This window comes from Flagellimonas hadalis, from assembly GCF_007785775.2.
In the GTDB taxonomy this organism is placed as follows: Bacteria; Bacteroidota; Bacteroidia; order Flavobacteriales; family Flavobacteriaceae; genus Flagellimonas; species Flagellimonas hadalis.
Window position 1 is genome coordinate 1 of the sequence record NZ_VNIK02000005.1, and the last position, 13,463, is coordinate 13,463.

At 45.6% G+C, this 13,463-nt stretch carries 12 protein-coding genes and 1 pseudogene; 7 read left to right on the forward strand and 6 right to left on the reverse strand.

All coding sequences use genetic code 11. The features are described 5' to 3' along the window. From FOT42_RS08895 to FOT42_RS08910, 4 genes and pseudogenes are all read left to right on the forward strand, one after another. Positions 1-700, forward strand: a pseudogene (locus tag FOT42_RS08895) (gfo/Idh/MocA family oxidoreductase); the annotation flags it as partial. A gap of 23 nt (positions 701-723) precedes the next feature. After that, positions 724-1,164: a YybH family protein gene (locus FOT42_RS08900; protein ID WP_151890222.1), complete on the forward strand. Its 441-nt coding sequence runs from the start codon at positions 724-726 to the stop codon at positions 1,162-1,164. Between the two features lie 111 nt (positions 1,165-1,275). Then, complete coding sequence (locus tag FOT42_RS08905; protein WP_151890223.1) at positions 1,276-2,415, forward strand: SPFH domain-containing protein; 1,140 nt, start codon at positions 1,276-1,278, stop codon at positions 2,413-2,415. A gap of 123 nt (positions 2,416-2,538) precedes the next feature. Then, the gene (locus FOT42_RS08910; protein WP_151890224.1) at positions 2,539-3,648 is read left to right on the forward strand and encodes a TFIIB-type zinc ribbon-containing protein; all 1,110 of its coding nucleotides are present in this window, start codon (positions 2,539-2,541) and stop codon (positions 3,646-3,648) included. A 112-nt stretch (positions 3,649-3,760) separates the two neighbouring features. Here FOT42_RS08910 and FOT42_RS08915 read toward each other — a convergent pair whose 3' ends face one another. Genes FOT42_RS08915 through hemH form a run of 4 tightly spaced genes read right to left on the reverse strand, consistent with a single transcriptional unit; the run spans position 3,761 to position 8,201 of the window. Then, positions 3,761-4,861: a lactonase family protein gene (locus tag FOT42_RS08915; RefSeq protein ID WP_151890225.1), complete on the reverse strand. Its 1,101-nt coding sequence runs from the start codon at positions 4,859-4,861 to the stop codon at positions 3,761-3,763. 50 nt (positions 4,862-4,911) lie between these two features. Beyond that, on the reverse strand, positions 4,912-6,288 hold the full coding sequence (locus tag FOT42_RS08920; protein WP_151890226.1) for an MATE family efflux transporter: 1,377 nt from the start codon (positions 6,286-6,288) through the stop codon (positions 4,912-4,914). 54 nt (positions 6,289-6,342) lie between these two features. Further along, positions 6,343-7,134 (reverse strand): DUF3050 domain-containing protein, encoded by a 792-nt coding sequence (locus FOT42_RS08925; RefSeq protein WP_226789835.1) that lies wholly within the window; start codon positions 7,132-7,134, stop codon positions 6,343-6,345. Between the two features lie 20 nt (positions 7,135-7,154). Beyond that, the gene (gene hemH, locus FOT42_RS08930; protein WP_151890227.1) at positions 7,155-8,201 is read right to left on the reverse strand and encodes a ferrochelatase; all 1,047 of its coding nucleotides are present in this window, start codon (positions 8,199-8,201) and stop codon (positions 7,155-7,157) included. Between the two features lie 143 nt (positions 8,202-8,344). Between hemH and FOT42_RS08935 the strand changes: the two genes are divergently transcribed. The 3 genes from FOT42_RS08935 (at position 8,345) to FOT42_RS08945 (ending at position 11,690) form a co-directional block, all read left to right on the forward strand. Beyond that, positions 8,345-9,400: a mechanosensitive ion channel family protein gene (locus tag FOT42_RS08935; protein ID WP_151890228.1), complete on the forward strand. Its 1,056-nt coding sequence runs from the start codon at positions 8,345-8,347 to the stop codon at positions 9,398-9,400. A gap of 285 nt (positions 9,401-9,685) precedes the next feature. Then, a complete protein-coding gene (locus FOT42_RS08940; protein ID WP_151890229.1) occupies positions 9,686-10,828 on the forward strand; it encodes a hypothetical protein in 1,143 nt (380 codons plus the stop codon). 58 nt (positions 10,829-10,886) lie between these two features. Beyond that, positions 10,887-11,690, forward strand: a complete 804-nt coding sequence (locus FOT42_RS08945) for an N-acetylmuramoyl-L-alanine amidase-like domain-containing protein (protein WP_192938354.1) — start codon at positions 10,887-10,889, stop codon at positions 11,688-11,690. Here the strand turns inward: FOT42_RS08945 and FOT42_RS08950 are convergent. Beyond that, positions 11,676-12,425 carry a ThuA domain-containing protein gene (locus tag FOT42_RS08950; RefSeq protein ID WP_151890231.1) on the reverse strand — a complete coding sequence of 250 codons (750 nt, stop codon included), beginning with the start codon at positions 12,423-12,425 and terminating at the stop codon, positions 11,676-11,678. The two genes, FOT42_RS08945 and FOT42_RS08950, sit on opposite strands and share 15 nt — an antisense overlap. A 9-nt stretch (positions 12,426-12,434) precedes the next feature. Continuing rightward, the gene (locus FOT42_RS08955; protein ID WP_151890232.1) at positions 12,435-13,313 is read right to left on the reverse strand and encodes an AraC family transcriptional regulator; all 879 of its coding nucleotides are present in this window, start codon (positions 13,311-13,313) and stop codon (positions 12,435-12,437) included. Between the last annotated feature and the right edge of the window lie 150 nt (positions 13,314-13,463).

The following is a 13,463-nucleotide window of genomic DNA, read 5'->3' on the forward strand; positions in this document are numbered from 1 at the left end:
TATGGGCGTGCATATTTTTGACACCCCTTACAACGCATTGGAACTGGACGTGCCAAGGACCATTATGACACAGTGCCGACCCTCCAACGGGTTTGGCTACCCAGAAAAGAACACCGTCACCTATGAGTTTCCCGGCACCAAATACACCGGAAAATCCCTAAAATGGGTCTGGTATGATGGACCAGGTGCTCCTGAAATGCATGAAGACCTTTTGCTGCCCGGCATGGAAATGAAAAAGGACAAAAAATCGGACGATAAGAGCGTGAAGGATAAAATTTCACTGGATGCAGGCGTAGCTGCCGAAAACGAATTGCCGGAACAGGGTGCCATGTTTGTTGGGGAAAAAGGTCGATTGTTGTTGCCCCATTTTATGCAATTGCCCCGAAAGATCGTGAAGGGCAAATATGTGGACATCTCCAAGGAGATTGCCAAGGTATCGGCGGCCAACAACATGGGCGAGCCCATCCGAAACTATGAGTCCGAAGGCCCGAAACACTACCACCAGTTTGTGGACGCCTGTTTGGGCAAAGGTGAAACCACCGCTCCTTTTGATTATGCGGCCCGGTTGACCGAAACCATTCTTTTAGGAACCATTGCCGGGCGTTTCCCTGGGGAGACCTTGCACTGGGATGCCGAAACCGCACAGTTCAAAGAAGAAAAGGCGAACCAATATTTAGCTGGGGATTACCGCAATTTTTAGTTGGATTCTAAAAAATATCGTACATGAAAAAAGTGTTGTGCCTGCTCTTTGTTCTGCCCTTGTTCTGTGTTGCGCAGACGATGGCCGAGCAAGAGGATAAGGCTGCCATTCAGCAAGTACTTTCCATTCAGCAATCGGCTTGGAACAATTATGACATCGAACAGTTCATGGAAACCTATTGGAAGTCGGATGAACTTACTTTTTATGGAAGTGCTGGCGTTGTAAAGGGTTGGCAAAGCACCATGGACCGATACAAGAAAAGCTATCCGTCCAAAGACCATTTTGGCCATTTGGAATTCGTACTTAATGACATTTCCAAAATCAATGAGGATGCCTATACGGTGATGGGCGAGTACCATTTGACCCGGCCCGTGGGCAATTTACACGGTATTTTTATGTTGGTGCTGAAAAGAATCGATGGGGAATGGAAAATCATTGCGGATACTTCGTGTAAGGTGGAGTAGACACACCCATCTTTTCCTATTGTAACAAATCACTTCCATTTCACACTAACCTAACGGAAACAATCCGCTTTTTTCATAAATTAAGCATTGAAATAAACTAAAAACACGACCATGGATATTTTTGGAAAGATCAAGGAAAAACTCAGCAACGAATTCATTGATATTGTCGAGTGGCTCGACTATACCGATGACACCATTGCGCACCGCTTTGAGCGTTATCAGAACGAAATAAAGAACGGAGCCAAACTGATTGTCAGGGAAGGGCAGACCGCCGTTTTCATCAACGAGGGCCAATTGGCCGATGTGTTCGGACCGGGAACTTACGACCTTACCACACAGAACCTGCCCATTTTATCTACCCTGAAAGGTTGGAAATATGGGTTCAATTCCCCATTTAAAGCGGAGGTTTACTTTGTAAACACCCACTTGTTCACCGATGAAAAATGGGGCACCAAAAGTCCCATCACCTTGAGCGATGACCGTTTTGGTTTGGTGGAGATCAGGGCATTCGGAACCTACGCCTTTAAAATTTCCGATGCTGGAAAGTTCATCAAGGACATTGTGGGCACGGACAGCAACTTCACCAATTTTGAGATCAACGAGCACTTAAAAAGTTTGATCGCCACCCGATTCACAAATACGGTGGGCCAGGCCAATCTGCCCATCGAGCTCTACGCGGCCAATACCACCGAGCTTTCGGACACTTGCCGCGAGGTAATGTCCCCCGAATTTGAAAGTGTGGGTATTTCTTTGGTGAAATTCTATATCGAGAATGTCTCCATGCCCGAAGACCTCAAAAAGGAAATCTTCGAATACAGCCGCATCGACAAACTGGATCTGGACAAATTGACCAAATTCAAAACGGCCAAAGCCATTGAAGCCGCTGCCCAGAACGAGGGCGGAACCGCTGGGGCGGGCATGGGCATGGGGATGGGTTTTGTACTGGCCCAACAAATGGGCGGCATGATGGGCGGAAACACCCAGGCCGCTCCACAGCAAGCTGCGCAACCTTCGGCCGGGGCCGTTCCTCCACCGATGCCAGCACAAACGTTGTACTATTACGCCGTGAACGGTGCACAACAAGGACCTGCAACTTTTGAACAACTGCAGTCCCTTTTTGCCAACCGGACCATCAATCGGGACAGTTTGGTATGGAAGCAGGGCATGTCCGCATGGACGGCATTGAAAGAGGTAGAGGAATTGAAATCGTTCTTGGGTGGCAATACCCCACCGCCATTGCCAGGGCAATAATTTTTGTGCTGTCATTCTGAATCCACCTTTGGTGGGTTCAGAATCTCATGGAGTCAACCCTAATCCTTAAGATTCTTCGCTTAGCTCAGAATGATACCAGCAACCACTCCTTGAAAGGGACTCATGAATGACAAAAGGCCATTGGAAGAAACCGTAAAAAAATCTGAACTCAAAAAAGCCTGCACCAATTGTGGGGCAGAGCTCAAGTACAAACCCGGCACCACCAACATCAGTTGTGAGTACTGTGGTCATGAAGAAACCATATCCATTGCCGAGAGTGGGTTTGAGGAATTGGAGCTGTACCCTTTTTTACAGGAAATGGGTTCACAAAAACACAGTGAGGAGATTTCCATGCTGCATTGCAAAAATTGTGGGGCCGACCAACATGTGGAGGAAAACTATAAATCGCTCCATTGTGTGTATTGTGGCCAACCTTTGGTCATTGCCGATGCCTATAAGGAAAATTGGATCTTGCCCGGTGCGGTACTGCCTTTTCAAATTGATAAAAAACAATCTTTTGCCATTTTTAAGAAGTGGGTAAACAGTTTATGGTTCGCTCCGAACAATCTAAAAAAGGCTTCCTTAGACCCCCAATTCACCAAAGGGTTGTATTTGCCGTATTGGACCTTTGATGCGCAACTTTATGCCTCTTACACGGGCCAACGAGGCGAATATTACTATGAAACCAAGAGGGTCCGCAATGCCAATGGCAAAATGGTGACCCAACAGGTCCGTAAAACCAGATGGTACCCGGCATCGGGGCAAGTTTCGGGCTTTGTTGACGACACTTTGATCAAAGCTTCCCATCAAAAAGCAGGCAGGATCCCGGGAAAGATCGCCTTTTGGGACTTGAAAAAACTCCAACCGTTCAACAGTGGTTTTCTCTCTGGGTTTGTCACGGAAAAATATACCATCCCACTAAAAGATGGCCATCTCCATTCCAAGGAAGTGGCCCGTGATATTGCCACTCGCTGGTGTATGCAGGATATTGGCGGCGATACCCAAAGGGTGACCTCCATGGACATGAAGCTGTCCGAAGAAACTTTTAAGCATATTTTATTGCCCGTTTATGTAAGTGCCTATCGCTACAATGGAAAGGAGTACAACTTTTTCATCAATGGGGAAAATGGAAATATTTCGGGTACCCGGCCTTATAGCTTCTGGAAGATTTTCTTTGCGGTACTCTTGGGCTTGATGGTGATAGGCACCATCATACTGCTCTCCAAAAAGTAGTTTTAGTAGCTTTTTCCCAAGGGAATGGTACCGGCTGGCAGGTCGAGGTCCCTATACATCTCGGTACAAAATCGCCATGCGATTCCACTCGATGTGACAAATTGGGCAATTTTCAATCCTGAAACACCAAACAAACCGGGTTGGGATGTTCGGCTTCGTTCAAAAAGGTCAGTGTTCCCTTGTCCGCATCCCTTTTGAAAACAGAAATATTGCTTGATTTTTGATTGGCCACCAATAAAAATTCTCCCGTGGGATCCAGGGAAAAATTTCTGGGCCAATCCCCATGCACCGATTCCCTGCCCACCAATTCCAATTTTCCAGAAGTGGTATCCACGGAAAAGATCACGATGGTGTTTTCGCCACGGTTGGAACCGTACAAAAATTTCCCGTCTGGGGATAAATGAAGGTCCGCACAGGCATTTTTGCCTTTGTAGGCAGGATCGAGGGTTTCCACGACCTGGATTTCTTGGTAATTCCCTTCGGGATTCTTTTCAAAGACGGAAATGGTGCTGTTCAGTTCATTGATCACATACAATAGCTGGCCCTTCTTACCAAAGGTAAAATGGCGTGGGCCCGCCCCATCCTTAAAGGGCAATGAAGATTGTACGGCTGGTACGAATGCCCCATCTTCTTGCCGGTATCTTTTGATGGCGTCCAAGCCCAAATCGGTCACAAAAAGCCCGTCAGCAGTGAATTGGGTCATGTGTGCATGCGATGTTTTTACGGAATCCAAAGGTTTATGGTCGATCAGCTGTGGATCTTCGGCCAAAGAACCGTCATCATTTAGGGAGAAAACCGAAACATTGCCCCCCGTATAGTTGGCCACAGCCAAATGCCCATCCCCCGAAAGGGAAACATGACAAGGATTGGCCCCCTGGGTACCCAAGCTGTTCTGGATTTCCAATACTCCATCATTTAGGGCAAAAGCAGTTACGCCTCCTCCCAAACTATCAAAATCGGCTGTTTCCTGTACGGCATATAGGTTCGTATGGTTTTTGGAAAGGGCCAAATAGGACGGATTGGTCAGTTTTGCGGCCAGTTTTTGGTTGGACAGTTTTCCTGTGTTTGCGTCAAAAGTGTAGGTGTAGATGCCTTCACTATCACCATCGGTATAGGTGCCAACAAAAAGGGTGTACATGAGTTTTTCTTCTGGTTTTTCTTTACAGGCCGATGCGAAAAGAATCATCAGACTGGCAAAAATTATTTTTTTCATGTTTGTTCAGTTAGGCAACCAAATTACGCATTCTTGTGGCAAGAATTCCGTTATGACAAATCCTTCTTTATTTCCTTGGCCAAATAAATGCCCGTGACCACTGTGGCCAATGCATCCGCAATCGGGAATGAAATCCACACTCCGGTTTCCTCAAAAAACTCTGGGAGTAAAAGAATGAGCGGTATAAAGAAGAACCCCTGCCGGGTCAAAGTCAGCAATAAGGCCGGGATGGCTTTTCCCACCGCTTGAAAATAAGCTGCGCCGATCAATTGGAGGGCAATGATGGGTGTGGCGGCAAACACCAAACGCATGGCGAAGGGAGTATGTTCCAGTACAAATTGGTTGGTCGCCAATTCTTCAGCTGACAGCCCTGGACGATTGCTCAAGAACAAAGAGGCCAATTCGCCCGGGAAAAGCATCAAAACCACAAAAACAAGGGTCGCTACCAATGCGGCATATTTGATGGCCGTGTAAATGGACTCCTTGACCCGATCGAAATAACTCGCCCCATAGTTATAGCCCGCAATGGGCAAAAAACCCTGAGTGACGCCAAAAACAGGAAAAAGGGCAAACATCAGCATCCGCCCGATAATGGCATAGACCGCCACCATGGCCTCCCCTCCCAAACTGAACAATATATTGTTCATGAGCAGGTAGGTGATACTGGTAACCGCTTGCCTTGCCAATGTGACAAAGCCCAAAGAACTGATCTCACGAAGTATGGCCGGGTCCAACCCAAAATGGGGCAGACTGATTTTCAATTCCGAATTTTTGGACAGAAAGAAGTAAAGAATATAGCCAAAACATAATAGGTAACCCACCGTGGTGGCCCATGCGGCACCTTCCATTCCCCAATCAAAAATGTAGATGAAAACGTAATCCATCAACAGGTTGCCCACGGAAGGAATAATCATGGCGATCATGGCAAACTTGGGTTTCCCTTCGGCTCGGATAACGGTATTTCCCATCATGCAAAGGGCCAAAAAGGGCACTCCGTACAATATGATGGTATAGTAGATTTTTGCAGGCTCAAAAATGGAACCTTTTCCTCCAAAAGCAGGTATCAGATTATCCACATAAAATAACCCAAGAGCCACCATGGTCACGGTTACCAAAAGGGTAAGTGTAATCTGGTTCCCGAAGGTTTTTAGGGCCTTTTCGTGGTTGTTGGCCCCCAAGGCACGGGAAATGATACTGGACCCACCAATACCGATGGCCATTCCCAAGGCGGCAATAAAAAAGGAAACGGGCAACACTACGTTGATGGCAGCAATGGCGATGGACCCAATCCAATTGCCCACAAAAATGGAATCGACCAGTACGTTCAGTGACATCACCAATATACCGATGGATGCCGGAACGGCCTGTTTGATCAATAATTTTCCAATGGGTTCCTTCCCGAGTTCGTCTGCGGTTACTTTGGCCATGCCAAGGATGTTCTATTGTGAAAGATTCGTGTGAGCTGAATGGTTCGCTCAAATCTACAACGCATCCACTAAACTATCCTTGTTCTCGATGAGTTTTTTGGCGATGCTGTCCCAAAGTGCGATCCTGTGCTCCAAAGCTTTTTTGCTGTAATGGAAAACCTCTTCCCATTTCTGCTCATCGGAACCACAGAGGGCCTTGATCATTTTAACCGCCAGGGGTCCATGTTCGTCACCGTCAAGCTCAATATGTCTTTTGAGGTAATAGGAAAGTTTGGCGTATTTGTTTGGGCCGTTTTCTCCGGATTGCTCAATGATGCCCAAAAACATATCAGGAATCAAATCCTCCCTTCCAAAGGTAAAGGCTGCGGCTATGATATGGGGTTGTTGGGTGTTGATGGCTTCAAAGGTGAATTGAAGAAAATCCTTTTCCGCTTGGTCCAAGTCAGCGTTTTCAATTTGCTGGGATATGTACCCCAAATCGGTAAACGAAGAAATGACTTGTAACACTTTGGACGTATCGGCCTCCACTTCTTCCATGGCATCGAGGTACATTTCAAAATGGCTTTTGGCCTCCCCTAACTCATTGAAATCGCTTTCCTCTTCCAACACGATCTCATTGATGAACCGGGCCACGGATGCATCCGAAGCTGGTTTCCAAGGAAGGGCGGTACAGGTCAAATGTTGTTGTAACGCCTTCAACAAGGACATAAAATCCCAAACGGCATACACATGGCTTTCCATAAAGGTCTTGATGTCCTCCACCGATTCCAATTGGGCATATAAGGGATGGTTTTTGAGTTGGTCGCGTACCGCTTGCAGGTGATGCTCCAAGTGTTCCATTTTCATAGCACTATTTTATTGTGGTCTTATTGAATGTGATATTCGGGCAAGGCACCGTTTTTTTCCCATGTGTTGATCCATTCGGCCATCAATTCGGCCCAATCGTCACGGTCGTTCAAACAGGAAATGTGGATATAATCCCCTCCACCTGCTTCTTGGAACTGGTGCTTGCCTTCCATGGCGATTTCTTCCAACGTTTCCAGACAATCACTCACAAAAGCTGGGGTGATTACGGCCAATTTCTTGATCCCTTCTTTGGGCAATCGTTCAAATTCCTTATCGGTAAAGGGCTGTAACCATGGATCACTGCCCAATCGGGATTGGAAAGAGGAACTGACCTTTTCCTCGGGAAGTCCCAATTCTTTTTTCACCAGTTCGGTGGTGTCCAAACATTGGTGCTTGTAACAGGTATGATGGGCCACGGAGTTGGTCTGGCAGCATTTGCCGTCCAATTTGCAGTGCGACTTGGTCGGGTCCGACTTCTTGATGTGGCGTTCCGGGATACCGTGATATGAAAAAAGGATATGGTCGTAATCAAAACCCTTCAGCCCCTCGGCGATACTTTTTGATAAAATCTTGATGTAATCGGGGTTGCTGTAAAAAGCGGGCAGGGTGGTCAATTGCATCTCGGGGAAAAATTCGGCCTGGACCTCCATGGCTTTTACCACCACCGTTTCGTAGGATGACATGGCGTAGTGCGGATAGAGGGGCACCAAAAACACCTCGTCCACCCCTTTTTCCTTCAATTCTTGCAAACCTTCCTTGATGGACATGGAACCGTATCGCATTCCCAAGGCAACGGGTAGGTCTACCTTCTGCTTCACCTTGGCCATAAACCGTTTGGAAATCACGATCAAGGGCGAGCCTTCTTCCCACCAAATTTTGGAATACGCTTCCGCGGAACGCTTGGGGCGCGTGTTCAATATGATGCCCCGAACGATGATGTTCCTCAAAACGGGGTTCACATCGATGACCCGCTCATCCATCAAAAATTCATCCAAGTACGGTTTTACATCTTTAGCGGTGGGACTGTCAGGTGAACCCAAGTTGACCAATAAAACTCCTTTTTGCACGGCTTTCCATTTTGAGCAGCAAAAATACAACACGGTTGCGACTTGGACCTTGGCCTTCCAAAATAGTTTTTAATGATGGGATAACGAATCTCGATTTTGTTCAAGCCCATGGTCTGTGGACATTTCTCCTTATTTTTGTGGATATGGAGTATTTTTACGATACGGTTTCCAAAGAGTCCTTGATTTACTTGGGCACTGCCCTGCTCCTTCTGGTGCTTTTATATTGGACAGCTTCCATAGCCCTCAAAAGAATGGGCAAAAGTCCCAAATACCTATTACCTTCGGGCTCTTTCCGTAAACTGGCCATCCCCTTGCTTTTGATTTTTCTGTCCGTACTGCTAAGGATAAAGGCATTGCGCGATGTCCTCAGCTTGGAAGATGCAGGTTTTTGGTTCCGAAAGGCGAGTACACTGTTGTTCATCTTTGCGATGAGTTGGTTGATGATCGCCCTGCTAAAAATCGTTAAACAAATTGTGATCCGTAATTATGATGTTGGGGTTGCGGACAATCTGAAAGCACGAAAGGTCTATACCCAATTCACTATTTTGGAACGGATTTTCATTTTCATCATCATCCTTTTGGCCGTTGGTTTTGCGTTGATGAGTTTTCAGGAGATACGGGAAGTGGGGATCAGCATCTTTGCATCGGCCGGGGTGGCTGGCATCATTATTGGTTTTTCGGCCCAGAAATTCATTGGTACCATCTTGGCGGGCATCCAAATAGCCATTGCACAGCCCATCAAACTGGACGATGTGGTGATCGTGGAGGGCGAATGGGGCCGAATTGAGGAAATCACCCTGACTTATGTGGTCGTTGCCATTTGGGACAAACGGCGATTGATCGTGCCCACACCCTATTTTATCGATACACCTTTCCAGAATTGGACCAAGACTTCCGCCGACATCTTGGGCACCGTGTTCCTGTATGTGGATTATGATGTGCCTTTTGATAAACTTCGCGAAGAACTCACTCGCATATTGGAAAACACCGATCTTTGGGATGGAAAGGTGAACGTTTTGCAGGTGACGGATTCCAAACCTACCTGTGTGGAGGTCCGCGCCTTGATGAGTGCCAAGGACTCGCCCACAGCCTGGGACCTTCGCGTGCACGTGCGTGAGCATTTGATCAATTATGTGCAGAAAAATTATCCGGAAAGCATTGTGCGGACACGGGTGTTGCTGGACAACCAAAATGACTAAGCTCCTTCATTTTTCAACACTTTATATTACCGTTCATCAAAAAAAATGGGGGTAACCTGATTGGTTTTTTATCTTTAGTGGGGCTAAACCTTGCACATGAAATATCTCTCATCCTTTCTTTTGACCACCATCCTTGTTTTTACCTCATGTTCTGGGGACAGTTCACCCGATTCCATCGTTGATGAAGATCCGATCGTCGAAGACCCTAAGGAGGAGGAACCCCAAATGGTCACTTACTTTACTTTTGAAGTTTTAGATAGCACCGCTGATACAGATGATTGGATCATGATCCACGATGAAAATGGTAACCTATTGGATTTTAAGCAATTTGAATTCGATGACACTTTTGATTTCGAAGTTATGGAAGGAGAAATACAACCCAACAATTTCACCATAACTTTATTCAGTTACACAAATTCTATTGAAGGAGAAATGTTGCATACCATAAAATCGTATCCAAACATATCCTCAGGGTCACACTGGAAATATACCTTGGGTCCTGGAGCAAACGATTATGTTCCGAGAAACCCGTCCACAGGCAGTTTCAATGTTACCGTGGCGAATGTAGTATCTCCAAAATACCAATGGATTTCGGATAAACAAGGGATTCTTGTTGCAACCAGTGGTCCTGACCTACCAGGTTTTACCAGTACCGAATCCCATGAAAATATTCAGCTCTATGACAACCCCGACTTCTTCTATACCATATACGATTCAAGCAATGATCTAAAATACTATGTCATTGAAAATCCCACTGATGGTGAGGAAATAACCTTGGATTATTCAGACTTTAAATCTTTTGAAAGTTATTTGGAAGTTGAATTGCCCAGCACAACTTCAACCTATAGTCTATCATCCATTTCAGCTGTTTTTGATGATGACCAACCAATCAGTCTGAGTGGTGGAAAATTTACTTCCTATTTTTTTGGAGATACTAATCCCCCTGCCCCGCTCAAACTTGGATACTTAAATTCTTACTCAAAATATTTGAGCATTATAAGTTATAATACGGATGGGTTTATATACGCCTACACAAAATTTGGTGATAAGCCCAATGAAATTGTTATCCCAGAAAACAAATGGATTAATGTCCTAAACGAATCCATTTACAATCATGAATTTGAAACCAATCTGGATTTTCAATTGAAAGATGTCTTGTGGGAAATTAAGGAGGGTGAACCCTTTGTGGATTTGGTCCAAACAACTTGGAACGTATATTCTTCCCCAGATTTTTCAGGAACAATCGGTCAAATCCCCGAAGAAATACAAGAAGCCTACCCTAACTTGAGGATCGAAGACCTGGATTTGACCTCAACATCACTACATTTGGACTTTATCACCTACCCTGACTTAATACAGGTTGAGTTCATTGATCCAGAATTAAAAACATATTATAAACCCCATGAATATTTCAAGTTTAAACATTAGAGGAGCACATCACATCACTTTATGCCTACTTGTGGTTTGGGTGTTTTCACCAAATGTCATGGCCCAACAAATCACCTGTTCCCCAAAGGACAAAACCCTTTTCGAGTCGAAAATGACTGCGTTGGGGAAGACCCAATCCAGTAGTTTGGGCGATACCATCATGGTCGTGGGAAAATCTTTTTTAGGCACCCCTTACGTTGAAAAAACACTGGAGATTGGCGACGCCGAAACCTTGGTCGTGAATTTCAGCGGGTTGGATTGCACCACTTTTGTTGAAAATGTGATGGCCTTCAGCCTGATGTTGAAGAATCAGGAAACGGATTTCGACGCTTTTGTCAAAAACCTTGAAACCATTCGGTATAGAAACGGGGAACTGAATGGTTATCCTTCACGTTTACACTATTTTACGGAGTGGATTCGAAACAATCAGAAGAAGGGTTTGGTGAAGGATATCACGGCAGAATTGGGCGGTGTGGAGCTTGAAAAGCCCCTTGATTTTATGGGAACGCACCGAAATCTGTACCCGTTTTTGGCCAGTGACGAGAACTTTCAGGCCATGCAACAAGTGGAAAAGGACCTGGCCAAGGAAACATTGTGCTATCTACCCAAAGAAGACATCCAAAGCAAGGAACATCTCATCCAATCCGGGGACATTTTGGCCCTGACCACTTCCATCAAAGGGTTGGATGTGACCCATACCGGAATTGCCATCCACCAGCCCGATGGGCGGTTACATCTACTACATGCCTCCAGTAAAAATGGCGAGGTGGAAATCAGTGAACTGCCTTTGGCAGATTACCTCAAGAACATCAAAAGCAACATTGGAATCATTGTGGCAAGGCCCACCTTACTTTCGCTTTAAACACCATTCGATGGCCCCCAAAAGGTGCTGGCGGAACTCCGGTTCATCATAGGCCGCCTCGGGGTGCCCCAAACCGGTGTAAAAAACCCTGCCCCCATCGTATTCGTGATACCAGGCAATGGGATGGTTATCCCCATTCGTGCCACCTTTGTAACTGGATTCGTCCAATTTTAACAGCACATGCACATCGGGATTCAAGTCCTTGAAGTTGTACCATTCATCAAAATGGATCCAGACGTCTTGCAAATGTGCCGTGGAAGGATGGGATTTATCGACCACTTCAATTTTGGCCTTTTGTTGTTCGGGGTGGCTCACAAAATAGCCCCCCACCAATTTTCCATACCAGGGCCAATCGTATTCGGTATCTGACGCACCATGCACGCCCAGATAACTGCCTCCATTCTTGATGTAGGATTCAAAGGCCTTTTGCTGGGCATCGTTCAGCACATCCATAGTGGTGTTCAAGAAAACGACCAGCTTGTAATTTTTGAGGTTCTGCGGTGTAAAATCGTCACTGCTTTCGGTTTGCAGGGCGATAAAACCATTTTTTCGGCCCAGTTCCCTAAAGGTCTGCACCCCTTTTTCTATGGATTGATGCCGATAGCCCGCCGTTTTGGTGAAAACCAGCACCAATTCCGGCATTTTGGCTTCTTTGGTCTCTTCGGATGGGTCGTCTTGGGCCGACACTTGGGTCATCAGTGCAATGCCCAATAAGGCAAATAGGATTTGTTTCATGATACTTTTTTACACGTTTGAAGTTACATATTTTTTGGGTGTGGTGCCGAACTTCTTTTTGAACGAGGCAATAAAATGGCTTGCCGTGCTGTACCCGACCTTGAGTCCCACATCATTTACATTGTGCTTGCCGGATTCCAACATTTTTCGGGCATATTCCATCTTGTAATCGAACAAAAAGCCATACACGGAATCGCCATAGATCTGTTTGAACCCTTCCTTCAATTTTTTGAGGCCCAACCCTACTTCTTCGGATAGTTCGGCCAAGGTAGGCGGTTCAGCCATTCGCGAAATGATGATTTCCTTGGCCATTTTGATACGGCGTACATTGTCCTCATCCGCCAAATAAGGGCATTGTTCCAGATCGGCATCCTCAGTTTTGTTGAAATAGAGGGAAATCAACTCGAATACCTTGCCCTTCAGATACAATTTTTTGATGGATGGATGCAGGTTGTAGTTCATCAACTGGCTCAATACCACGGCAATGGCCGGAGAGACCATTTCCTGCGAATAGTATTTCTTTTCCTTGTTGTCCTCGCTCAAAAAGGGGATGTAGTCCGCTTCACTGGAAAACAACGAATGGAACTTTCGAATCGTCATCACTACCGATAACAACCAAGAATTGGGCGAAACCACCAGATCCAGCGGAAGGTCTTTTTGGGTGTTGTACAGCAGGAGGGAGTTTTCCTCGTTCACTTCCAAAAAATAGTTCCCCTCATTGAAATTGAAACGGGAGCGGCCCTTCAAACAAAAATGGAACTGGATGTAGGAACTGTCAATATCCCTTGCGATGATTTTTGGTTCTTTGGTGTCGTTCTGGATTTTAAGGATAAAAATCCCATCTTCCACCAAAACTTCATCATAGGAACCTTCAGCGATATTTTTCATACGGATTCTTTGTATTGATTTGCGGAAACATTAATTTAGAATGGCTCTAAATTAAATCACCATTCATCAAATTTATCAATAAAATCAATGCATTCACTGATTTTAAGCAAATTTTAATCTTTGAATATCGACACAATCCCGATAGAGTTC